24 protein-coding genes, 1 tRNA gene and 1 pseudogene are annotated in these 22,863 nt (G+C 57.1%); 12 read left to right on the forward strand and 14 right to left on the reverse strand.

Going from position 1 to position 22,863, the window contains the following annotated elements; all coding sequences use genetic code 11:
• The first annotated feature begins 91 nt into the window (after nt 1-91).
• On the forward strand, nt 92-469 hold the full coding sequence (locus ACVWZ1_RS10030; protein WP_414422305.1) for a hypothetical protein: 378 nt from the start codon (nt 92-94) through the stop codon (nt 467-469).
• Nucleotides 470-526: 57 nt separating this feature from the next.
• On the opposite strand, the gene ACVWZ1_RS10035 is transcribed toward ACVWZ1_RS10030, so the two are convergent.
• A tRNA-Leu gene (locus ACVWZ1_RS10035) sits at nt 527-609 on the reverse strand.
• A gap of 145 nt (nt 610-754) precedes the next feature.
• Here ACVWZ1_RS10035 and tgt point away from each other — a divergent pair.
• The 6 genes from tgt (at nt 755) to ACVWZ1_RS10065 (ending at nt 5,036) form a co-directional block, all read left to right on the forward strand.
• Complete coding sequence (gene tgt, locus ACVWZ1_RS10040; protein ID WP_457503286.1) at nt 755-1,852, forward strand: tRNA guanosine(34) transglycosylase Tgt; 1,098 nt, start codon at nt 755-757, stop codon at nt 1,850-1,852.
• A gap of 110 nt (nt 1,853-1,962) precedes the next feature.
• Nucleotides 1,963-2,574, forward strand: coding sequence for a hypothetical protein (locus ACVWZ1_RS10045; RefSeq protein ID WP_457444978.1), 612 nt, complete (start codon nt 1,963-1,965; stop codon nt 2,572-2,574).
• 196 nt (nt 2,575-2,770) lie between these two features.
• Nucleotides 2,771-3,196 carry a hypothetical protein gene (locus ACVWZ1_RS10050; RefSeq protein WP_457384861.1) on the forward strand — a complete coding sequence of 142 codons (426 nt, stop codon included), beginning with the start codon at nt 2,771-2,773 and terminating at the stop codon, nt 3,194-3,196.
• Nucleotides 3,196-3,381 carry a hypothetical protein gene (locus tag ACVWZ1_RS10055; RefSeq protein WP_414390867.1) on the forward strand — a complete coding sequence of 62 codons (186 nt, stop codon included), beginning with the start codon at nt 3,196-3,198 and terminating at the stop codon, nt 3,379-3,381. The genes ACVWZ1_RS10050 and ACVWZ1_RS10055 overlap by 1 nt, the downstream gene beginning before the upstream one ends.
• Nucleotides 3,382-3,467: 86 nt before the next feature.
• Complete coding sequence (locus ACVWZ1_RS10060) at nt 3,468-4,733, forward strand: hypothetical protein (RefSeq protein ID WP_457503288.1); 1,266 nt, start codon at nt 3,468-3,470, stop codon at nt 4,731-4,733.
• A 6-nt stretch (nt 4,734-4,739) separates the two neighbouring features.
• Nucleotides 4,740-5,036, forward strand: coding sequence for a hypothetical protein (locus ACVWZ1_RS10065; protein ID WP_414413829.1), 297 nt, complete (start codon nt 4,740-4,742; stop codon nt 5,034-5,036).
• Between the two features lie 177 nt (nt 5,037-5,213).
• On the opposite strand, the gene ACVWZ1_RS10070 is transcribed toward ACVWZ1_RS10065, so the two are convergent.
• Nucleotides 5,214-5,873, reverse strand: a complete 660-nt coding sequence (locus ACVWZ1_RS10070; RefSeq protein ID WP_457384863.1) for an SDR family oxidoreductase — start codon at nt 5,871-5,873, stop codon at nt 5,214-5,216.
• Nucleotides 5,874-6,028: 155 nt separating this feature from the next.
• On the opposite strand from ACVWZ1_RS10070, the gene pruA reads away from it, so the two are divergent.
• Nucleotides 6,029-8,983, forward strand: coding sequence for an L-glutamate gamma-semialdehyde dehydrogenase (gene pruA, locus ACVWZ1_RS10075; RefSeq protein ID WP_457503289.1), 2,955 nt, complete (start codon nt 6,029-6,031; stop codon nt 8,981-8,983).
• Between the two features lie 31 nt (nt 8,984-9,014).
• Here pruA and ACVWZ1_RS10080 read toward each other — a convergent pair whose 3' ends face one another.
• The gene (locus tag ACVWZ1_RS10080; protein WP_457467150.1) at nt 9,015-10,067 is read right to left on the reverse strand and encodes a CsgG/HfaB family protein; all 1,053 of its coding nucleotides are present in this window, start codon (nt 10,065-10,067) and stop codon (nt 9,015-9,017) included.
• 667 nt (nt 10,068-10,734) lie between these two features.
• Entirely contained in the window at nt 10,735-10,983 is a 249-nt protein-coding gene (psaC, locus tag ACVWZ1_RS10085) for a photosystem I iron-sulfur center protein PsaC (protein WP_414350136.1), read from the reverse strand.
• Nucleotides 10,984-11,220: 237 nt separating this feature from the next.
• Between psaC and ACVWZ1_RS10090 the strand changes: the two genes are divergently transcribed.
• On the forward strand, nt 11,221-11,589 hold the full coding sequence (locus tag ACVWZ1_RS10090; RefSeq protein ID WP_414357203.1) for a hypothetical protein: 369 nt from the start codon (nt 11,221-11,223) through the stop codon (nt 11,587-11,589).
• A 26-nt stretch (nt 11,590-11,615) separates the two neighbouring features.
• Here ACVWZ1_RS10090 and ACVWZ1_RS10095 read toward each other — a convergent pair whose 3' ends face one another.
• The 7 genes from ACVWZ1_RS10095 to ACVWZ1_RS10125 form a co-directional block, all read right to left on the reverse strand.
• On the reverse strand, nt 11,616-11,978 hold the full coding sequence (locus tag ACVWZ1_RS10095) for a DUF3493 domain-containing protein (protein WP_414374954.1): 363 nt from the start codon (nt 11,976-11,978) through the stop codon (nt 11,616-11,618).
• A 3-nt stretch (nt 11,979-11,981) separates the two neighbouring features.
• On the reverse strand, nt 11,982-12,623 hold the full coding sequence (locus ACVWZ1_RS10100) for a hypothetical protein (protein WP_011432202.1): 642 nt from the start codon (nt 12,621-12,623) through the stop codon (nt 11,982-11,984).
• Between the two features lie 135 nt (nt 12,624-12,758).
• Nucleotides 12,759-14,060, reverse strand: coding sequence for a gamma-glutamyl phosphate reductase (locus tag ACVWZ1_RS10105; RefSeq protein WP_457467146.1), 1,302 nt, complete (start codon nt 14,058-14,060; stop codon nt 12,759-12,761).
• A 146-nt stretch (nt 14,061-14,206) separates the two neighbouring features.
• Nucleotides 14,207-14,659, reverse strand: coding sequence for a hypothetical protein (locus ACVWZ1_RS10110; RefSeq protein ID WP_414374957.1), 453 nt, complete (start codon nt 14,657-14,659; stop codon nt 14,207-14,209).
• Nucleotides 14,660-14,716: 57 nt separating this feature from the next.
• Entirely contained in the window at nt 14,717-15,802 is a 1,086-nt protein-coding gene (locus tag ACVWZ1_RS10115; RefSeq protein ID WP_457503291.1) for a hypothetical protein, read from the reverse strand.
• A gap of 252 nt (nt 15,803-16,054) precedes the next feature.
• Nucleotides 16,055-17,344 carry a hypothetical protein gene (locus ACVWZ1_RS10120; protein ID WP_457503292.1) on the reverse strand — a complete coding sequence of 430 codons (1,290 nt, stop codon included), beginning with the start codon at nt 17,342-17,344 and terminating at the stop codon, nt 16,055-16,057.
• Complete coding sequence (locus tag ACVWZ1_RS10125; protein ID WP_414409351.1) at nt 17,341-18,780, reverse strand: NAD(P)/FAD-dependent oxidoreductase; 1,440 nt, start codon at nt 18,778-18,780, stop codon at nt 17,341-17,343. The genes ACVWZ1_RS10120 and ACVWZ1_RS10125 overlap by 4 nt, the downstream gene beginning before the upstream one ends.
• Before the next feature lie 148 nt (nt 18,781-18,928).
• Here ACVWZ1_RS10125 and gshA point away from each other — a divergent pair, with 148 nt between their 5' ends.
• Nucleotides 18,929-20,083 carry a glutamate--cysteine ligase gene (gene gshA / locus ACVWZ1_RS10130; RefSeq protein WP_414374961.1) on the forward strand — a complete coding sequence of 385 codons (1,155 nt, stop codon included), beginning with the start codon at nt 18,929-18,931 and terminating at the stop codon, nt 20,081-20,083.
• Nucleotides 20,084-20,556: 473 nt separating this feature from the next.
• Here gshA and ACVWZ1_RS10135 read toward each other — a convergent pair whose 3' ends face one another.
• Entirely contained in the window at nt 20,557-21,303 is a 747-nt protein-coding gene (locus tag ACVWZ1_RS10135; protein WP_457503294.1) for a TVP38/TMEM64 family protein, read from the reverse strand.
• An 80-nt stretch (nt 21,304-21,383) separates the two neighbouring features.
• Complete coding sequence (locus tag ACVWZ1_RS10140) at nt 21,384-21,734, reverse strand: phenylpyruvate tautomerase MIF-related protein (RefSeq protein ID WP_457503295.1); 351 nt, start codon at nt 21,732-21,734, stop codon at nt 21,384-21,386.
• 171 nt (nt 21,735-21,905) lie between these two features.
• Here ACVWZ1_RS10140 and ACVWZ1_RS10145 point away from each other — a divergent pair, with 171 nt between their 5' ends.
• Entirely contained in the window at nt 21,906-22,289 is a 384-nt protein-coding gene (locus ACVWZ1_RS10145; RefSeq protein WP_414357217.1) for a RidA family protein, read from the forward strand.
• Nucleotides 22,290-22,292: 3 nt separating this feature from the next.
• Here ACVWZ1_RS10145 and yidD read toward each other — a convergent pair whose 3' ends face one another.
• Nucleotides 22,293-22,589 (reverse strand): membrane protein insertion efficiency factor YidD, encoded by a 297-nt coding sequence (gene yidD, locus ACVWZ1_RS10150; protein WP_414357215.1) that lies wholly within the window; start codon nt 22,587-22,589, stop codon nt 22,293-22,295.
• A gap of 180 nt (nt 22,590-22,769) precedes the next feature.
• On the opposite strand from yidD, the pseudogene ACVWZ1_RS10155 reads away from it, so the two are divergent.
• A pseudogene (locus tag ACVWZ1_RS10155) lies at nt 22,770-22,863 on the forward strand (RNA-guided endonuclease TnpB family protein); the annotation flags it as partial.

Below are 22,863 nucleotides of genomic sequence, written 5' to 3' on the forward strand. Positions count from 1 at the left end.
TAACATTTTTAAGCAAGCTTCGAGTTGAAATTTCTTAACGGAAGACTTACTATAGAGCGACGAGCTTTGTAAAGGGGGAATACTCTCAGTCATGCAAAAACTCCAAGACAGTTTGGTAAAAGCTCTGAGCATCGATGGAGCACTGGGGGTAGCGCTGGGGGATTGGAAAACTGGGATGTGCTTGGGATATAAGGGCACCAACAGCCCCGCTTTTCCTGAAGCTAACTTGGAGCTGGCAATCGCCGGAAACACAGAAGTGATTCGCGCCAAAATGCGAGCTGCTGAGTCTCTTAAGCTTACTGACAAAATCGAGGAGGTTCTTATCCTGCTGGAGACTCAGTACCACCTAATGCATCTAGTCCAGCACATCTCTGGTTTGTTTTTCTATCTGGTTCTGGATCGAGAGAAAGGCAACTTGGCCCTTGCCCGCATCAAGCTTGGCCAAATCGAAAAGGAGCTGGCCCTCTAGAAGTGGAGGTGAAGCCGGACAACCTGGCAGTATCCCCTGAAACCCATTTTGGGGGAGTGCGGAACCGGGGACTTGAACCCCGATGGCATTGCTGCCACTAGAACCTGAATCTAGCGCGTCTACCATTCCGCCAGTTCCGCGGCGATCTACAAGTGTGCCCAAAGCAGGGGATCCCTGTCAAGGCTCCTGAGAGGTCTGGAGTGTTGGGAAGAGGGGATCCTCGTTGACGGCTCTATCTGTGCTAAGCTCTGCTGCGCACCAGATGAAAGCTGATCAACGCTGACCTTGGCCGACTTTACCTTTACTTGTGAGGGCACCTGCCCCCATACCCAAGCGCGGGCAGGATACTTCGTCACCCCCCACGGTGGGATCCCAACCCCTTGCTTTATGCCGGTGGGAACTTTGGCCAACGTGAAAACCCTCACCCCGGCCCAGCTCAAGGAGACAGGTGCCCACATCATCCTCAGCAACACCTACCATCTCCACCTGCAACCTGGCGAAAGCATCATTCAAGCAGCAGGAGGGCTGCACCGCTTTATGGGCTGGTCGGGCCCCATCCTTACCGACTCAGGGGGCTTCCAGGTCTTCAGCCTCAGCGCCATTCGCCAAATCAACGAGGAGGGGGTAACGTTTCGCTCTCCTCTCGATGGCCGCATCATTCACTTCACCCCAGAGCTATCCATCCAGATTCAAAATGCCTTGGGTGCCGATGTGATCATGGCCTTCGACGAGTGCCCGCCCTACCCTGCCAGCCCTGAGGAAGTGGAAGCAGCAGTGCGGCGAACCACCCAATGGCTGAAGCGCTGCGTGGAAGCCCATCGCCGCTCGGATCAGGCTTTGTTTGGCATTGTGCAGGGGGGAGTTTACCCGGAGCTGCGCCGGCGGGCGGTGGAAGAGGTCTGTCGGTTGGATCTGCCGGGCTATGCCATTGGCGGGGTGAGTGTGGGGGAGCCGGTCGAGTTTATGCACGCCGTTGTGCGGCAAACAGCCCCTCTACTGCCGGCAGATCGCCCCCGTTATCTCATGGGGGTGGGCACCTATGCCGAGATGCGGGCCGCCGTGGCCGCCGGAGTGGATTTGTTTGACTGCGTGATCCCCACCCGCTATGCCCGCCATGGCACGGTGATCAGCCGGGGCAAACGCTGGAACATCAAAAATGCCGAGCACCGCCGCAGCCTGGATCCCATCGATCCCGACTGTCCCTGCTACACCTGCCGCCACTTCAGCCGAGCCTACTTGTGTCACCTCATCCGCGCGCAAGAGATCCTGGGCTACACTCTGCTCTCCATCCACAACGTCACAGAGCTGATGCGCTACACCCAGAAGATGCGTCAGGCCATCTTGGAAGGCAAGTTTCACGAGAACTGGGATCCCTGGAGCTAAGCCGGCCGGGAGATTTGTCTGGAAGCATCTGATCCATTTTGGTAGAATAAGTACATGGGATAGTACGTGCATTTAAGCTATCCCATGTAGCCGCAGGAAGGAGTCAGATCATGGCTATCCGAACCCTCAGCAGCGTGATTGAACAGCACATCGCCGGCCTTCCGGGCGTGGTTGCTGTTTTGATAGGGCGAGCCACTGATGGTACCACAGTAGCCAAAGTAACCTACGTCAGCGATTCCCAAGAGGAGCAGGCCCTAGAACTTTTGGGCACCTATGCCAGCGACCTAGTCCAGGCCAACAGTCGTCTATGCCAGCTTGTCAGCTCTGACCAAGAGGCGGACTACCTTTTGGCCGGCACTTCGGCGTTGCGGGTTGTCATCAAAGCGTTTCCCAAAAGCCCCTACTTTGTGTTATTCCTGACCCGTTCCATCACCGACCTGAAAGCGATTTCAGACCGGATTAAGGCCATCTTGATCGACGGAAAACCGCTGCTGCCCCCTGTGCAGGACAGCACTATGTCTGTGGCTCAGGCTTTGATGGACTATGCCAAGCGCTACGCTCCGGATCCTAACTTTGTGGCCCTGCGCCTGTCTTTGAAAACGGGCCTAGACCGCAACCGTCTCGAAAAGGGCACCCTGACCCGACAGGAGCTGCGCATTCTTTACAAAGCGGTAGCAGATCTTTTGGGCCGAGAGCGTCTGCCTATTGCCATGCCGGCCTGAGTAGTTCAAAATAGCTAGCAAGCTTTGTCCAGGGGTAGTTGCTACACCTGGAAGGCTTTTTTAGGTTTACTTTAAGTTTATTTGCTCGCGCTTAAACCCTTTCATCTCGACTGCGACCGCAGGCTCGTCTCTTGAAGGCTGAGTTTGGGGGACGGGCAATCTCTTGCAATCTCAATCTCTATCTGGAGGCAAACTGGTGACCATACGTACCCTTATCAGTGTGGTTGAGCAGCACATTGCCGGTCTTCCGGGCTTGATCGCAGCTTTGGTGGGGCGAGTAACCGATGGCGTTGCAGTGGCTAGGGTTGCGTACACCAACGATGTGCAGGAGGAAATCTCTCTGGAACAGTTGGGCAACTACGCGGCTGACTTGATACAAGCCAACAATCGCCTCTGCCAGTCGGCAAGCGCTGACCAAGAGGGGGACTACCTTTTGGCAGGTACTTCGGCGTTGCGGGTTGTCATCAAAGCGTTTCCCAGAAGCCCCTACTTTGTCTTGTTTCTTACCCGCTCCACCACCGACCTTAAGGCGATTTCAGAGCGTATCAAAGCCATCCTAATTGATGGAAAACCATTGTTGCCCCCTGTTCAGACACCACTGCATCCACTGCTCAGGCTTTGATGAGCTACGCCAAGCGCTACGCCCCGGATCCTAACTTTGTGGCCCTGCGCCTGTCTTTGAAAACGGGTCTGGATCATAGCCGCCTCGAAAAGGGCGCCCTGAGCCGTCAGGAGCTGCGCATTCTCTACAAAGCAGTGGCAGATCTCTTGGGCCGAGAGCGCCTGCCTATTGCCATGCCGGTCTGAGTAGTCGAGAATAGCTGGCGAGGTTTGTCTGAGGGCAGTTGCTGCGCTTGTGGGATCCCCTATTGTTTATCTGAGTTCACTTGCCTATGCTTGAGCATCTACATCTCGACCGCGACCGTAAGCTCATCTCCCTGTTTGGAGAGCCGGTTATCTTCCACTGCCATCACTACAACCTATTCCTGCAGCAGACTATTGAAGATCCCGACTGGATCGATGGAGTAGGGATCCTGCGCACGGCAGCCCAGGAGATCTTTTACAGTCTTCTGTACGGAGCTTTCAAGGCTCTTGGCATTCAGGAGACCCAAGAGCGCCTGGCAGTGGCAGCTCAGATCTTCAGTTTTTTGGGATTTGGGCGGCTGGCGTTTGAGGTGACACCTTCAGGCGGGGAAGTGCAGCTTACCCATTCTCACTATGCAGAAGGTTGGCTGAGCAAGTACGGGGATCAGGTCAACCGCACACGTCCCATTGACCACTTGGCGGTGGGCTATGTGGCGGCAGCTCTGGATGCCACGTTTGGCGAGCTGGGAAGCTACGGGGCAGAAGAAACGGAGTGTATGGCCGTTACGCGCAAGGATCACTGCGTGATCCAGGCCACTCGGCTGCCGCGGCCCCAGTTGTTGACTCCCAGTCCAGGGATGGGCAAGTTGATCGAGCAGCCGCTCCAGTTCCCCCGGCCCACAACAGCAGTGGACTACGATGCGGTCAACGAAGCTCTGTGGGGCTTGCCTTTGGCCGGAGATGAGCGGGGGCAAATTCGCGCCTTTAACGTGTTGCTAACGCGCATGCCTGCCAACTACTGCAACCGCATTCAATATCGCTTTTTACAGGAGCTGAAGGCAGTGCAGGCTGAGCTGATGGGGGTGGGGGAAGCTCTTATCCGCGAGTCGGGGCATGTTTGTGTCTTCTACACCTTCGGCAACATCATGGAATCGGTGGAGTGGGAAACCCTGGTGGGGCCGATGCTGGAGAAGGACACGGACTGGATCCACGGCGGCTATGCGGTGGCCAGCAGCCTGGGGTGGGGTCGCTGGCAGGCTTTGGAGGTGGTGAGCGGCGAGTCTTGCCGGGTGGCCATTGATGGCAACTACGAAGCCAACTACTTTTTGGCTTCCTACCCACGGGCAGAAGATCCCGCCTGCTATTTTGCTCAAGGGGCGGTGCCGGCGATGATGAATCTGGTCTACAACGGCAACATCCAGCAGAAGCCGGTTTTGGATCAAGTCTTCTACAACCGCCTCTTCCAGCGGGGTGGGCTCTTCCACGGCCAGGAGACCAAGGCTAGAGAGAAAGGGGATCCCTGGTGCGAGTTCTACGCCGCTCGCGTCAGCGGGACGGAGTCCTTGCGGGTGTAGGGATCCATGCAGGTGCGTGTCCTCAGGCGGCGGGAGTGTGGGGCTGGGTGGGCCACCGACCTGCTGCTGCCACGTTGCCTTGTTTGGTCAGAGGTAGAGGCTCTGGCCCAGGAATGGGGAGCCGCTTGTCGCTGTTTTCAAGGGCAACTGGTGTGGCTGGATCTGCCCTCAGGCCGGATTACGGCTTCGTTGCGGGTGCCCCGCCTAACGTTGCGACTCCACGATGCCAACGCTGAGGCGCAGATCTTAAATCGTTTGCAGCAGTTGGCCAAGTCTTCTGGTTCCCAGACAGAGGGAAGTTAAGGGCAAAACGAGAAGTTTAGCTTGGCACCGACATTTTGCGGCAGACTATCGACCAATGCAGGATCGACTTTCCAGGAGTGCCATGCGCCCACCAAGTTCGAGCCTGCTGAGGAACTGGGAGCCGCGTTCATACTCGCTCATAGTCATAATGTATGCAGCATGCATGCAGCTCGGTACCTACCTTGCCATAGCAAAGAGAGCGCTCCATTCTTGGTTGGGCACACCCGGCTTGGCGATGATCTCAAGGATGCGATTTTGGGCGGCGGGCTGGAATAAACTTTCGACGGCTACTTGGGCTACTTTCGTGCGGGGGATGCTGCCGTCAAAGAGGGTATCCGCCTTGGATAGGACAATGCCATCGTCGTTGTCTTGGTTTTTTAGGCCCCCCGGTCGAACGATGGTGTAGGTGAGGCCGCTTTTTTGCAGATATTCTTCCGCCCGTTTTTTCCACACCAGGATCAGCCAAAACAAGTTGAGGGGATGGAACAGCTGGGAAACACACAGGGAAGAGATTAAAACAAAGTGTTGGATCCCTTTGGCTTTGGCCACATCGACCAGGTTCTTGGTGCCTTCATAGTCGACTCGGTAGGGCTGAAAGGGATCCCAACTGGGCCTGGCCCCGGTGGCACAGAGCACCACCGTGCATCCTTCCATGCCCGTCTCCAGCGTGGCCGGATCCAGCACATCCCCCACCACCACTTCCGCTTCGGGGGGCAGAACCCGTGCGGCCAGCTCGCGGCTGCGCACCAGCGCCCGTACCGGGATGTCGCGGCCCACCAACTCTTTGACAATGCGGCGTCCGGTTTCTCCTGTAGCCCCTGCAACAAAAGCCTGCATAAGTTTCTCCTGCAAAGCTGCCTATACCCGGCGTAGCTATTCGAGGATTTGCGGTGGCCCCATCTGCCATTATCTTCCCAAAATCGGCCTCAGGTTCCATCCTTTCCATGACAGGATGGTAGGGATCCTGCGCCCCAGTTCACCCAGTTCATCAGATGGTTGCCCAAGCTGCTCCTACCGCCTACGAGGCTCAAACCCAAGCTCTCGCCCAATCTTTGTTGGCCTCTCTTTGGGGAGAGAAGCGATCCCTGCTGGCCCAGTGGCGAGATCAACTGCGCTGGGAGGACAAGCTGCTGGCCTGGGCGATGGAGAACCCCCACCTGCGCACCCAGTTGTTCCGCTTGATCGATGTCTTGCCCAGCTTGAAAAGTAAGGCTGAGGTGGCCCGCCATTTGCAGGAGTATCTTTCAGATCCGGCGGTGGAATTGCCGGGAATGCTGAAAAGCCTGCTCAACTTTGCAGACCCCGACTCCCTGCCAGGGCAGTTGGCTGCCACCACCCTAACCGCTGCCGTGGAAGCCTTGGCCCGTCGATACATTGCCGGAGAAACCCTGCAGCAAGTCAGCAAAACTCTGGAAGCTCTGCACCAGCAGGGTATGGCTTTCACGCTGGATTTGCTGGGGGAAGCCGTCATCACCGAAGCGGAAGCCCAATCCTATCTGGATCGCTATCTGCAGGTGATGGAGCATTTGGCAAAGATGGTCAAAACCTGGCCACAACCGCAGCCGGTGCCGCAAGTGTCGGTAAAGCTGACAGCCTTCTATTCCCAGTTCGATCCCATCGATCCCCTGGGGGCCAAAGCCAAAGTGGGGGAACGGATTCGCGTCCTGTTGCGCCGGGCAGAAGCTCTGGGAGTCGGGATCCATTTCGATATGGAGCAGTACCGCTACAAATCCCTCACCCTGGCCATTTTGCAGGAGCTGCTGCTGGAGCCGGAGTTCCGAGGCCGCACCGACGTTGGCCTGACGCTGCAGGCCTACCTGCGGGATAGCTACACCGATCTGCAAAACCTGATCGCCTGGGCCAAAGAGCGGGGATCCCCGGTGACGGTGCGCTTGGTCAAGGGGGCCTACTGGGATCAAGAGACCATCCTGGCGGCGCAAAAGCACTGGCCACAGCCGGTTTACAACAGCAAGTCTGCTACCGACGCCAACTTCGAGCGCATGACCCAGCTTTTGTTGGAGCACCACACCCATCTCCACGCCGCCATCGCCAGCCACAATGTGCGCTCTCAGGCCAAAGCCATCGCCATTGCCCAAGCCCTGGAGGTGCCCCAGTCTGCTTTTGAACTGCAGGTGCTCTATGGCATGGCCGATCCCCTGGCCAAGGCCTTGGTGCAGAAGGGACAGCGGGTGCGGGTGTACTGCCCCTACGGGGAGCTGCTGCCGGGTATGGCCTACCTGATCCGGCGTTTGCTGGAAAACACCGCCAACACCTCTTTCCTGCGGCAAAGCGTTCAGGGCTACAACCCCGAGCAGCTGTTGGCCCCGCCGGTCTTGGACGAGGGATCCGTTTTCCAGGCTCCTTCTCTCTCGTTTGCCGCCGCTCCCGACACCGATTTCAGCCAGCCCCAGCAGCGGGATCCCTTTTTTCAGGCATTGGACGAGATCCGACCTCAACTGGGTCAGAGGGTTCAGCCCTGGATTGCCGGAGAATATCGCCCCACCCAACAAGCGATGCTCTCCCTCAACCCTGCGGATCCTGAACAGGTGGTGGCGGAAATTGGGTTGACCGATCTGGAACAGGTGGAGCAAGCCTTGGCAGCGGCCCAAGCCAGCTTTCCCATCTGGAGACGCACCCCTGTGGCTGTGAGGGCGGGGATCCTGCGACGGGTGGCGGAGCAAATCGAAGCCCAGCGGGCGGAGCTGGCTGCCTGGATGGTGCTGGAGGTGGGCAAGCCCATTGCCCAGGCCGATGGGGAAGTTTCCGAGGCCATCGATTTTTGCCGCTACTACGCCCAACAGATGGAGGCTCTGGAGCGGGGACGGGAGTGCAACCTGCCCGGCGAAACCAACCATTACCACTACCAGCCCCGCGGTGTGGCGGTGGTGATCGCCCCCTGGAACTTCCCCCTCTCCATCCCCTGTGGCATGACAGCGGCGGCTTTGGTGGCCGGAAACTGCGTGCTCCTCAAACCGGCGGAGCAATCTTCGCTGATCGCCGCCAAACTGGCGGAGTTTATCCTCAAGGCCCTTGCCGAAGCTGGGATCCCGAAGGGTGTCTTTCAATTCCTGCCGGGGGTGGGCGAGGCCATTGGCCCCCTGTTGGTTCAAGACCGGCGGGTGCACCTGATTGCCTTCACCGGATCCCAGGCAGTGGGTTGCCAGATCCTCGCCCAAGCCGCGCAACTGCAGCCGGGCCAGCACCACATCAAACGGGTCATTGCCGAGATGGGGGGCAAAAACGCCATCCTCATCGACGAAAGCGCCGACCTGGATCAGGCGGTCAAAGGAGTGGTCAACTCCGCCTTTGGCTACAGTGGCCAGAAGTGCTCCGCCTGCTCGCGGGCGATCGTTTTGCAGTCCATTCACGACCTGTTCTTGGGACGGCTCGTCGAGGCGGTGCGCTCTTTAAATGTGGGGGATCCGGCCCACCCCGGCACCCAAGTTGGCCCGGTCATCGATGCAGAAGCCCAAGCTCGCCTGCACCAGGCCATTCAATCGGCCCAAGCCTATGCCCGTCTCGACCTCAGCCTGCCCGTGCCGGAAAAAGGCTACTTCGTCGGCCCCACCGTGTTCAGCCAGGTGGATCCCCAGTCAGAGCTGGCGCAGCGGGAGCTGTTTGGCCCGGTTTTGGCGGTGATCTCAGCGCCGGACTTTTCTTCTGCTCTGCAGATGGCCAATGCCACCCCCTACGCCCTCACCGGCGGTCTCTACAGCCGCACCCCTTCCCACATTCAACAGGCTCGCCAGGACTTTGCCGTCGGCAACCTCTACATCAACCGCGAGATCACCGGGGCGTTGGTGGAGCGGCAGCCCTTCGGCGGCTTCAAGCTCTCCGGCGTGGGATCCAAAGCCGGCGGCCCCGACTACCTGCTGCAATTTTTAGAACCCCGCACCGTAACCGAAAACACACAACGGCAGGGCTTTGCTCCCCTCGAGGGATCCTGAGGATCGAGTTTGGGAGGGGCGGTTCAGGGGTTTACTGGAGAGGCTTGGCTACATCCCCAACCTTGAAGCCTGCCCCGCTGAGAATGCGTCCCACACTGGAGCTGTCATCCACCTCCGTCAGTTGGACCTGTCCGGCTGGCTCAGTCAATTTGCGCAAGACTGTCCCCGTGGCCGGATCCTTGACTTCGCGGACGACGCGCTCCACAGAAAGAATCAATCCCACCCGATAGCCATCGCGGCTGCCCTTGTTCAGGATCACCTGGTTGCCGTAGACATCCGCCACCAAGGCGTCAACCGTTGGCAGAGAGCGAGGCTGAGCTGCCAAGCGCCCGGCAAAACCGGCCAACTGCTGGGCAATTTGCTCCACCGCCTGTTGGGTTGCCAATACCAACAGCTTCTCTTCGTTGCTGGTGGCGGATCCCCCCCCAAAGCCGGCGACCGTGACCGTGCTATCGGATTGGCTGACATTGCCCCGGCCCTCGACCACGGCCAAGATCTCGGCAGTGCTGGTGCTCACCAGGCGAGCATTTAACTGCACGTTGGCATCGGCATCCACCGACTCAGCCCCCACCGCCAGCGGGAAGCTGCCAAAGGGGGTCAAGACCGGCGCCCCACCCCCGGAACGACGCACCGACACATCAAATTGGGTCACACTGCCGAGGATCACAGCATCGACCCCCAGGATCCGGCCTACCTGAGCAGCGGTATTGGCATCCAGCCGCCCGGATAGACCCAGGTTCTGCTCGGCCAAGATCGCGTCCAGCCGCGAGCGCTCGATGACGGAAAAGGTGCCATCTTTCACCAACCGATCCACCAACAGATCGCTCACCCCCCGCGAAGCCTCGCGGATGCTGTAGGGATTGCTGAGGCTGCTGAAATCAAAGTCCAAGACCGCAATCCGAGGACGGGATGTGGGTTGCGGCGCTTGTCCCACCTGGCTGGGGGCAGAGAGAGTGCAGCGAATATCTTGGGGAAATTTCTGACAGAGGGCCTGATTGGCAGATTGGGCCACCACCGGGATCCCTGTCCAACTGAGGCTCACCAAAGGGATCCCGAACAGCAAAACGGAAGAGAGGTTGCGCATGGTTAAACGATCTCCTAGATCTGGGAAGTGGCCACAGTTACTCTCAGCTTGCACCCAAAAGAGCTTCAGGGCGGTGACCGGTATCACCTGGCAGCTAAGGGTTAAGGATCCCGGCATCGCCTGTTCCCAGCAGATGTCCCATACTCTAGCGGCTACAGGGCTGTTGGGAAAATGGATTGAGAAGATTTGCACAGAAGAGTTGACAGATCTCAACTCTGTTGAGCCGAGATGCTTGCCCTCTTTCAGAAACCGCTTAATGGCCGGCGGTTAACTAGGATCCAATCTCTGATGACCCCCGATAGTCTGAAAGAGCTACTCAACCACACCACCAGAGAACAGTTGGTGCAGGGAGCCCTACGAGCGGAACGTTCCAAAAGCTACTTGGCTTTTCAAATGCTTTCGAATTTGCTTTCTATGAATCCCCCCGAAGGGGGGACTTGCGGACAGCAGGCGTTAGGCAAGAGCGGTTGACTACCCCGCCGCTACAGGCAGCATAGTGCAAAGCCGCCCTGGAAGGACGGGGCTTTAAACCCAGTTTTTTGGTTAAGCTTGATGACGACTCTTTCCCAGGCATCAATGCCGGGGCTTGCACGCCAAACTCTCGGTGAAGCTTTTGCCAGTAATTTATAGGCAATTGCAAATCAGGATGCAACCAGCCCCCAGCAACTCAGTAGGCCAAGCCCATGCTGCGGGTGGTTTCGGGGCCAAGGTAGACCCGGATGCTCAGGAAGTCGGTAGGGCAAGCGGTTTCACAGCGTTTGCAGCCAACACAGTCTTCGGTGCGGGGGGCAGCCGCGATCATCCCAGCTTTGTTTTTTCCCTTCCAGGGCACCATCTCCAACACGTCGGTGGGACAAGCCCGCACACACTGAGTGCAGCCGATGCAGGTGTCGTAGATCTTGACCGAGTGAGCCATTAGCGTTCTCCAGTCGAGCAGGTTGAAAAGTTAAAAAAAGGTTTACCGAATCGGCATGGCAGCAACATCGCTGCGCCAGTGCCCTCAGTGTACTGTAGTCCTGGGAAGCCTCCAAAATCTCCGATCCAAATGTTCAAACAAATTTACATCCGGTCGGGTCGTCCTCTGAGCTGATGGGAAGGTTGCTAGGGTTGGGCTAGGATCGGCCTGAAGATCACAGGACAAGGGATCCTGAACATGGGGCGTTCGGTGCAGGATTGGCGAAGGCAAACTCAGGGCAATCTGCGTCGTCTGGGGCCGATTTTGCTGGAGATCTTCGAGGAGAACAGGCCTCGCCTGCGCCAATGGGATCAGCAGCTCACCGATTGGGTGCGCAGCCGCCGCTGGGGGGTGGATCCGTCTCTGCCCAAGGTGGCTATCTATGTCCTGGGCGCAGTGGTGATCCTGGCGATCCCACTTCTCACGTTTGTGGCTTTGGGGGCCTTTCTGACCTTTCTGGGTGTCCAAATTGTCCAAAAGTGGTCACAAGGGGATCCCGCTCGCCAAACTCAGCGCCGCTATCTGCGCAGTGCTGACGCGGATGATGATGACTTTGATCTGGATTGAGAAAGGGGCTGCGGGGAATGGGCGGGCTAACTGTCCGCCGACCGTTGGGGCTCCTGGGAGTCTTGCTGCATGCCCAAGCGTTGTTTGACCTGTCTGATCACCTTCTGGTGAGAGCGGTTTTCCAGCCTGTTTAGGCCGATGGCGCCGGCCAGGATCCCCAACTGCAAGGCCAAGCTGGGCAAGGTGGTGCTTAAGTCTCGCCCCGCCAGGGCCTGAAAGAAAAACACAAACGCCCCAATGGTGGCCGAGAAGCCCGCTGCCAGGTAGATGAAGCGCCGCAAGCTGCGATAGGGAGCGGCCAGCTCCGTCAAGAGCCTCACTTGCTCCGCTGAAGAGGGATCCCGCCGCTGCGACAGGGGCGATCTTGGCTTGGGATCGGAGTCTGCCATTGGCTACACCTCCTCAGGCAACAAGAGGGGCTCCCGACCGGAAACCCCCGCCAAGACGGCTTCAGCAGCACGGCAGGCGGCCAGAATATCTCGCTCTTCCCCTCCCAAGTACACGCGGCCAAAGCTACCGAAAGGCATCACCTCCAGGATGTTGATCTGGGCAGATTTTTCTGCCTCGTTGGCAGCCAGGGGGGCATAGCCTGCCGGTTGCACCTCCAGGATATAGAGGGTTTGGCCGGCCAGGAGCATTTGGCCACGGCGGGAACGGTTAATCAACTGGGTTTGGTGGGGATCGATGTTGCGGATGATCTGGCTGGAGATGATGCGGGGCTTGAGGCGCTCCTGTTCACTCACCCCTAAGGCAGCCAGAATCGCCCGTCCGGCGGTGCGGGTATCCCCTTGGTTGCTGGAGTGTACTTCCAGAAGGCCGTAGAGGCGTTCCACCACCTGCAGCCCCGGCCTCACCGAGGTGGCCTTCAGGGCAATATCCATAACGCGGTTGATCTCGATGCCGGGGGAAATCTCGACCCACAAAGAAGTGTCCCCAGGCAGGGGCAAAAAGCCGTAGGCTACTGTGCCCAGATAAGCAGCATACTGGGGTTGCAGCCGATCCAAAAACACGTAACTGCGAAGGTCGATCCCCAAAAAAGTCCTCCCTTTGGGCTCAGTTGGATGTTGAGCTGATGGCGATCTACATTCTCATTCTCCAGCCTCATCCCAGCTCTTGGATCTTGGGCAGACCGGCCAACCTTGGCGCATCAGTTGGGTTGCTGCCCGGCTCTACAGATCGCCCTGAGCCACCACCTTCACCGTTGTCAGGGCTTCCACGTCGATGGGCCCGCGCACGTGCAGCCGCTGGGTAGAAATGCCCAAAGACAGGTCGCGAAACGCTCCCAACGTGGGGATCCCAGCTCCCCGGCCTGCCGAGAGGGGGGAAGTGTTGATGTGGATCAGGGCGGCATCTACTTCCTGGAGAAAGCGCTGGGCCGCCGATTGGCTATCGGTGAGGATCGTCTCCGATTGACGGCAACCATTTTTGTTAATCCAGGCGATCGCCTCCGTCAGGTCGGCAATGGGCTGCAGGCGCAGATGAGGTCGTTCTGTCGAGTCAAAGCCTTCCCCAAGCGGCTGGAGCTGCGGGAACTGCTCTAGGATGGGTGCTGCTGCCTGTACAGCGATCCCGTGACCCAGCAAGTCCTCCACCAAGGCGGTCAGATGGTTGGCGGCCCAATCGGTGTGGATCAGCAGCCAGAGGGTGAGGGGCTGATAGATAGGGATCCCTTCTGAGCCATACTGGGCGAGGGGATCCAACAAAACCGACTTGACCAAAGGCCAAGGGGCGGTGCGATCCAGATAGATGTGGCCGTAGCCCAAATGGGTAGCCAGAGTCGGCACTTTGCTGGCCTGCAACAGGAACTCCACCCAGCCGGGGCGACCGCAGGGAATCACCAGGTCTAGGTAGCGGGTTTGCTGTAACAACGGCAATAGTGGGGAATCTACTTGGGGATCTGCGGTTCGGTCTTGGGCGGGCAAGGTTTGAATGGCCCCTTCCGGGATCCCGTGCTCATAAGCCGTCTCTGCCAACAGGTTGACCATAGCCTGGTGGGTTTTCTGGATGGGACCGCTGCTGGCCAAAATCACGCCATTTCCTGTTTTTAGGCACATGCCAATGCCATTTAAGGCAAACTCGGGGTAGATTTCGTAGACCAGAGCGATCAACCCCAATGGAACGCGGTAGCGGCCAATAAACAGGCCATTCTCCTGGCGGTACCCCTTCTCCAGCTTGCCAATGGGATCCGGCTGCTGGGCCAGGAGAGTCAGCAACTGGGCGGATCGCTGTAGACGCTCGGGGGTGAGCTTCAGGCCGTTGAGGATCCACTCCGGTACGGTTTGCTCGCGGCAACTTTCCAGGTCGAGGGTATTGGCTTCCAGGAGCAGATCGGAGCGCTCCAACAAACACCGCGAGAGAGCCAGCAGGGCCTGGCGCTTGATTTGGCTGCTCAACCGCTGCAGTTGGGGTAGCAAACGGCGTACCTGTCGCAGAGTGGTACCTAAGTCAAAGTCTGAACCGAAATCTGTCACTTGAACTTCTCCCGCCTAGCCCATCAGAGACAGATCCGCCGCTTTCTCCAGACCACTGCTAACACTGCTAACAAGAAATGGTTGAATCCACAAGTGTCAGGGCTGCCGACTCTAGAAACCGGTTGCCGGATCAGATCTCGTAAGTCTCAGGGCCGCCGCAGCAGCAGGATCGCCGTTACCATCAGCAGCGTTAGCAACAAGCCGAGAATCATGAACCAACTGAGCAACTGGGTTTGGTTTGGGAAGAGCACTGCGCCGATGAACCCAACCGCCAAGACAATGCCCAAGCTGAGGGTGAGGCCCAAGAGCGCGGATCCCTGTAGGGTGTTTTCCCGCCGCAACACCCATTGGTAGCCGTTCCAGAACCACATTTTGCGGTAGGGATAGGAAACGGCCAGTTGCTCGATGTACAGGCGGTCGGGGGTGATGGCAAAAATATGCTGGCAACGGCTACACCCGAAGGCTTCGGTTAGGGTGATCAGGCGTAACTGACCTTGGTGGCAGCACGGGCAGGGGTAAATTTTGGTGGGCTCAAGGGTCTGAGCGACACGCGAGGCTGATTTTTGACGGGGAGACTTGCGGGGAGAAGAGAACGCCACAGCTCTCAGCCGGTGAGAAGTTGGGATCCCTCACATCCTATCTTCAGGAAAGCGGAGTCAAGCCACCCAGAGATGGTGGACGTAGCGCCAGGTGAGGATTTGGTTGAGGGCGAGGAAGATCAAAGCCAGAAGCCCGTAGCCCAGCTTCAGGATAGTGCCAAGATAGCCAAGCACCCTTTGGGGGATGAAGCTGAAATCGGTGTGTTTGGCCCAATGCACCAACGCCAGCACCTGCACGATGTGAACCGGCAGACAATAGCGGCTCATGCTTCGCTGGCCCAAGGGGCTCGTACCCGTCAGGGCAATGTAAAACATGGCCCAAGCAGCCAGGTGAAATCCCAGCCGCTCCCGCCAACACTGGCTTCTACCTGCCATAACTCCTGCCGCATCCATTAAACCTGTAACAAGCAGGGATCCCAGGGTGGCAGACACAAACAGTTGGCTAAGAGCGTCAGCCCACAGCCCAGGGTCTTTCATCGGTGCAGAAAGAGAGAGTAAGCTTTGCCAGCGTTCGGCGGAAAGGACATATGTGCGAGCTTGGAAAATAGCTTGATAATTGGCTTTCACGCCGGTAAAGTAACGCTGCATTTCCAGGTAGAGATCCCAGCGTCCGAAGCGGAGCTGACAGTAGAGAAAAAAGCCCAGGCCACCCAACAGAGCCAAGCTCGCTGCCATACTCGTCCAAAACCAACGGCGGGCTTGGGTTCTCTCCCCCGCTTTCAGGAGATTCAAAAAAGGGAGCAGCGCCACCGGCAAGCCGACAATCCGAGTAGCACTCATCACCAAGCCGTGGATCCCGGCCAGGAGCATCAGCAGGGGACGATCCCAATAAATGAACCAGTAGAGAAAACCCAGCAAGCTGGCCATAAACAGAGACTCGCTGTAGCCCACGCACAGGTAGAAGCTGGTGGGATAGATGAAAATAATCAAGCTCGCCAAAATTTGCCAGAGTGGGGGAATTTGCCACCTGCGGTAGAACAGGAAAAGGTAAACCCACATCAGCCAGCAAAAGAGCTGAGCAGTTAAGTAAAGCCCCAGTTCAGGGTCAACGCTCAAAAGGTGACTGATTCCAGCCACCGCCAGGGGGTAACCGGGGAAAAAAGCCACGTTGCTCTGCTCATAGGCAATCTTATCAAAGCTCACAAACTGGTACCCTCGCCGCACAATGCTGAGATACCAATAGCTATCCCGCTGACTCAGAGCCGCGAAAGCAGAAGCATAGTCACCGCGTTTTGTCCAGAGGTATATCGTTAGCACTTGCAGGATAGTAAGCGCTAAGCCTAGCAAAGCAATCCGAACAGAGAAGCAACCTAAAAGTTTGCGGATCTGCTGCAACAGATGGCTGAGGCGAAGACTCATCGGCACATTGCTCTTTCTCTCGTCAAGACGGCTCCGTCAAGCCACCCAAAGATGTTGGACGTAGCGCCAGGTGAGGATTTGGTTGAGGGCAAAAAAGATGAAAGCCAAAAGACAATACCCCAGCTTCAGGGCACTGCCAAGATATCGCCAAGCCCGTTGGGGGATGAAGCTGAAATCGGTGTGTTTGGCCCAATGCAGCCAGGCCAGCACCTGCACGATGTAAACCGGCAGGCAATAGCGAACCATACTTCGCTGGCCCACCACACTCATTCCTGCTAAGGCAATGTAAAACATCACCCAAGCAGCCAAATGAAACCCCAGCCGCTCCTGCCAGCGCCGACTTTTGCCGGCTGTGGAGCTGATCCCATCTATCAAACCGGTCACCAGTAGGGATCCCAAGGTGAGAGGAACAAACACTTGACTGAGGGAAATTGCCCATATCCCAGCTTCCAAAGCTTCAGAAAAGGAAAACAGGGATCGCCAATGACCAATAGAAAAGAGAGGAGTATAGGTGTGCGCTTGAACAATGGCCAGGTAATTGACAGAGCTGGGGCCAAAGTAGGACTGCATTTCCATGTAGAGATCCCAGCGTCCAAAGCGAAGCTGACAGTAGAGAAAAAAGCCCAGCCCCCCCAGCAAAGCCAGGCTCACTGTCGCCACTGTCCAAAGCCAACGTCGGGATCCTGACCAGAGATTGAGAAGTGGAATCAAGGCTACCGGCAAACCCACAATGCGGGTGGCGCTCATTGCCAAGCCGTGGATCCCGGCCAGGAGCATCAGCAGGGGACGATCCCAATGAATTGACCAGTAGAGAAAACCCAACAAGCTAGCTGTAAACAAAGACTCGCTGTAGCCCACACACAGATAAAAGCTGGTGGGATAAACCAGGATGAGCAAACTTGCCAAAGCCTGCCAGAGCGGGGGAATTTGCCACTTGCAGTAGAACAGGAAAAGGTAAACCCACATCAGCCAGCAAAAGAGCTGGGCGGTGAGGTAAAGCCCTAGTTCAGGGTCAACGCTCAAAAGGCGACTGATTCCAGCCACCGCCAGGGGGTAGCCGGGGAAAAAAGCCACGTTGCTCTGCTCATAGGCAATCTTGTCAAAGCCCACAAACTGGTACCCTCGCCGCGTGATGCCGAGATACCAATGGCTATCCCACTGAGTTAGGCCCTTGAAGATGGAAACATAATCGCTCTCCTCACTCCAGAGGGAGATCATAAAGATCTGCAGCACTGTCAAGGCCAAACTGGGCAACAAGATTTGCCCTAAGAAAGGGGCAAGGTACTGCCGACCTCGCTGCAACAGATGACTGAGAGGAAAGCTCATCGCTGAATCGTTAAGGGTGAAGATGGCACTTTGATTTCTTCTTGGTAATCGTCGTCGGAGTTCACCTGCCAGAGATTGTGACTACCGGGTCGGAGAATGTTCTCAGCCGCCAGCAAGCCCATCAGTAAACTGTGATCTTGGTTGTTGTATTTAAATGAGCCGTAGCGGCCCACCACTTGTAGATTTTCAAACTGGCTGAGATACTCCTGCAAAATGGCTAAATCTTCTTTATAGCTACCGGTATAGATGGGATAAGTGCGGGGCAGGCGCACCACAAAGCCACTGTAGATCTTTTGATCGTGAAGCAGGCCAATTTGACGCAGCTCCTTCTCGGCCAAAGCCAGCAATTCCTCCTCAGGAGCTTGCCACAAGGGATCCCCAAAGTTGCACCAATACTCACAGCACAAGGGGGTTTGCTCTTGGTTGGGCAACATGGCCGGAGACCAATTGGCGAAGTTGGTCACCCGTCCCACCCCCACCGTTGGATCGTTGATATACAGCCAGTTATCGGGGAAGAGCTGGGATCCCTGCACAATCAAGTAAACCAAGACAGTATTGCGAAATCTGAGATTGCGGGCTGCCTGCAGCACTTGGGGGGGAGGCAATTTCCGCAGGCTCTGCACCAACACCGTCAGAGGGATCGAGGAAATGACGTGGGAGGGGGAGACCCAAGTTTCACTTCCATCCTGAAGATTGCGCAGTTGCAGCTCGACAACTTGGGATCCCCGATGTCTGAGGGTGACTACTTCTGTGTTGAGCAGGACTTTTTGTCCCTCGGCAAGCAAATACTCCTGCATTTTTTCATAGAGCTGCCCGGATCCCAGACGAGGAAACTGAAACTGGTCGATCAGAGACTTGGCCAAGCTTCGATTCCACCCCAAGGCCTTTTGGATGGCTTGCCCAAGGCTGAGACCTTTGATGCGCTGGGCAGCCCAATCAGCACTGATCTCGGTACAAGGGATCCCCCAAAGCTTTTCCGTATATCCTTCAAAAAACATTTGAAAGAGTCGGGTGCCGAACTTGCCTTTGACCCAGTCGGCAAAGTTCTGGGGAGCTGGTCGCGGAATTAATTGTGCCCAGAGATAGGAAAGGACAATGTGCAGGCTTTCCCACCAACCCACTTTGCGCAGGACTTCCCAGGCCTGAATGGGGTACTGAAAATACTGCTTGCGGTAATAGATGCGGGTGAGCCGTCGGACGGTTACTTGCTCGGATTCCAAAACCTGATTCCACAACTCTCGCACCGGCAGGATTTTAGTGAAAAAACGGTGCGGGCCATAGTCCAAGATAAACCCCTGATACTGAATACTTTTGGCCAAACCCCCGACCTTCTCCTCTCGTTCTACCACCACTACGGAAAAACCCAGTTGGTTCAAGCGATAGGCAGCCGCCATGCCTGCCGGCCCCGCTCCCAGGATGTAGATGGGATCCCCCACTCTGTCTCTTCCCGAAACTGCTTTACAGGTACATCCTAAAACAGGTCGAGAAACTTCCCTACCATCGGCCAATTCCCTGCCAAACCCCAGGACAATGAGGGGAGAAGAGAAAGGTTAGACTGGTGAGGCTGCGGCTGGAGGCTGGCCTGTGCTGTTGACCAAGGGCTTTGAGGTGGAAATGTACACCGGCACCGCCGCCGGGGAAGTGGTGGGCTTGTCGGATCGCATTTGCCAGGCTTTGCCAGGGTTTGTGCGGGAGCCGGATCGGCGCAATGTGGAGTACATCACCCCCCCTCTCCGCCGCTACGAAGACCTGCTCTGTGCCTTGTTGCGGCCTCGCCTACAGTTGCGGCAATTTTTGCGCCGTCTTGGCCCTTACACCCTTCTGCCGGGGAGCACGCTAGCTTTGGGCGGCAGCGACCACTTCGAGCGGTCGGATCCCGGCAACCCCTACCACGACTACATCGAGCGCACCTATGGCACGCGGGTGGTAACTGCTAGCATTCACATCAATGTTGGCCTGCCAGGTACCGAGGCCATCTTCCGGGCCTGTCGCCTGCTGCGAGCGGAAGCATCTCTCTACCTAGCTCTGAGCGCTTCCTCCCCTTTTCTGGACGGACGGGTGACGGGATCCCACTCCAGCCGTTGGCAGGTGTTCCCCAAAACGCCGGCTCAGGTGCCCTTCTTCCGGGATCACGCCCACTACATTGCCTGGATCCAGGAGCAGCTAGCCTTGGGCACCATGCAGAATGTGCGCCACCTGTGGGCCTCGGTGCGACCCAACGGCCCGGAGCGGCCCTACCACCTCAACCGCGTGGAGCTGCGCATTTGCGATCTGGTGGGGGATCCGGTAATGGTTCTGGCGATTACCGCCTTGGTGGAAGCCCGTCTCTGGCAGTTGCTGGCCCAGCCGGAAGCGCTGGATCCCTTGCGGGGGCCCTTTACCCCAACAGAGCTGGAGAGCCTTTGCGAAGCCAACGAGCAGGCTGCTGCTCGAGAATCGCTGCAATCTCATTTGGTCGATTGGCGGACAGGCCGGGAACGGGCGGCCCAAGAGTGGATCGAAGAGCTGCTGACCGAAGCTTGGCGTATTGGCCAACCTCAAGGCTTGGGCTGTTTTCTAGCTCCCTTGCAAACTTTGCTCCACCAGGGCAATGAGGCCCAACGCTGGCTGAAGCAAGTCAACCAGGGATCCACACCTGCCCAGGTGTACCAACAGGCCATCCAGGAGCTGGCCGAACAAGACCGAGAGAGCATGACTCTAGTCAATAATAAGCTCAACTATACTGAAAATAATGTATAATATGTTCAGTACGGATTACTACCAGTTGATCTTTCTGTTTACTTTCGAGTCTGCCAACATGGTAGCCAAAGCAAAGCAGAAAATTGGTAGTAAGACGACACGGAAACTGCGCTTTGGGTATTCTACTCAAAGCTTTGCGGGATACCGCCATTCTGTTTGGAAACAAACAGAATGCTATCGCTGCATAGTTGAACAGTGATGTTCAGCAGTGTTCAGCGTAAATGTATCAGGCAGGAAACCCTCTGTCAAGCTGTCGGCTAAGCCTCTGCCCAACGGTGAGCGTTCTCAACCCGGTGCTTTCTACACACTAGCTCGCCGAGCCAACTTATAGTCATTTCAAACTGGATTGAGACACTCCTACTGCTGCCCAAACGCTCCGCGCCGCTTCCGCGACCACCTCCAGTCCTTCTCCCAGAGAGAGAGGAGTTGGGAAGCAATGCAACAGATTTCATTCTTGTTTAAAATGCAATTCCCTAGGCAGGCTCTACCGCTTCTTGTAGGGCTTTGCGGGCAATGCGAGTGACGTAGACGGTAGCGGCTATGGTGGCGATGAGCCCCACGAGGCGAACGACCCATTGGGCGGTTTGAGCCTGAGGATCCAACTCCGCGCCTTCCATGTCGGCCAGGGATCCCGCCAACGAGCCGATGTACACATACATAAAAGTGCCCGGCACGATTCCAGCGGTGCCCAGCAAGTTATCCAGAAAAGAAATTTGGGTCAGCCCCAGGGCGTAGTTGAGCACATTGAAGGGAAACGCAGGCGACAGCCGAATCAGGCCGACTATTTTCCATCCCTCACGTCCCACTGCTCGGTCGATGGCCGCAAACTTGGCATTTCCCTCAATCCATTTCGCCACCTGTTCCCGCGCCAAGTAGCGCCCGATGAAAAAGGCCAAATTCGCTCCAATGGTTGCCCCGATTAGCACATACACAGTTCCGGCCACCACCCCGAACACAGCTCCTGCCCCCAAGGTCAGCACCGAGGCTGGTAGAAGCAGCACCGTCGCCACAATGTAAATGGCAATGAAGAGGATCGGCCCCAGCAACCCCAAGCTTTCAATCCAAGCCAGAGCTTCGGCGAGCCAGTCTTGAATAACTCCAAAAAATCCCAATCGATGGGCTGCCCAAAAGATAAAAATGGCCAAGCCCAAGCCGGTAGCAAGCTTAAGCAAAATCCGCTGCTTTTGGGGATTTGTGTTGAGTTGAGGTAGCTCTTCCATTGGCTAAACTCCTACAAAGTTCTTGTGAGGCGAGCTAGGGCAAGCCAGAGTAGACAGCTCTTGGAGTGGGGGAAGTATCTTTACCCGAAAGTCGTGCCGTTCCATCCCCAAAGATAGCCTTTGGCATCGCTGAACTCAATGTAAATCCTCTTCTTGGGGATCCCCAATCGGGCCTCGATGGTGCCGCAAAAAAACTCGCTCATGGCCCGGGTTTGTTGGGCGGAAAATTGCCCGATACTCTTGATTTCTAGGTAACAACAGGGATCCCCACTGCCAGCAAAGGTCATCGGGATCCCACCCTCAAAGGCGGTCATCACGTAGGCTTCCGGCTTGCCCAACTGTTCCGATAGAGCAGCAGACAGCACCTTAAGCAGTTCCTCTACTGCGGCGATTTCTGGTTGCACAGAGGTTTGCAGCTTGATCAAAGGCATGGATCCCTCTCCCTCTCAACGAGTTCATCTTGGCATTCTTGGCCCCGCTTTTTGGCGATCCACCTGTGGTAGCGTAGCGACAGAGTTGGGCAAACCTCTATGGAGCAGACGAAGCCGGCCCAGCCAGAGATCGGCCACTACCGGGATCGGCCTGGGCCATGTCTTTGTGGCGTGCAAACCGAAGCTGCCCCCGCTCCTGTCGGCCCCTACAGCCAGGGTGTTGCTGCTCTGGGGCCATTCCTGTTTACTGCCGGGCAGGTGGGCCTGGATCCCAAAACCGGCAAACTGGTGGGGGAGGACATTGTTTCTCAAACTCGGCAGGCATTGCTGAACGTGCAGGCGGTGCTGGAAGCGGGGGGCACCACTCTCTCCCAGGTGGTGAAGACAACGGTTTTCCTGGCCGATATGGAGGATTTTGCGGCCATGAACGAGGTTTATCGAGAGTTTTTTGCCACCGATCCGGCTCCGGCTCGCTCTTGCGTACAGGTGGCCCGCCTGCCCCTCAATGCCCGAGTAGAAATCGAGGTTGTGGCTTGCTACCCACAATCAACCTAAGTGCTAGGTGTCTCTAGAGTGGGAGCCCGGCTGGGGGGAGGGTTTCTGGGTCGGCGCGGATCCCGGCAAATCGGGAACCGGATCGTAGCCCCCTGGGTGCCAGGGATGACAGCGACAGAGGCGACGGATCCCCAGCCAACCCCCTCGTAGGGCACCGTAGCGCCGCACCGCTTCCAAGGTGTACTGAGAGCAGGTGGGGTAATAGCGACAAGCAGGTGGCAGCCAAGGAGAAATGCCGACCTGGTAACCCCGGATCAGGGCAATCAAGCTGCGGGTGAGGGGATCCGATTGTTCGGGCATGGGTCGGAGTCCAAAAAGCGCATCGCTACTTCAAGGTCATCTGGAACGTACCGGCGATCTCTATTGTCAATCCTTGCAGTTACCAAGAAAACTGGGTTTAAAGCCCCGCCCTAAGGCCTACGGCCCGCTGACGCGACAAGAGCGGCTTTTATCTTGCTAGACCTTTGATAAAGTAGGCTCATGCGCGTCCTCGAAGCCAAGCTCCTCAACGGCACAGCCCAGCAGTACCAAGCCCTGGATGAGGCCATTCGGACTGCCCAGTTCGTGCGCAACA

Source organism: Thermostichus sp. MS-CIW-25 (assembly GCF_054060015.1).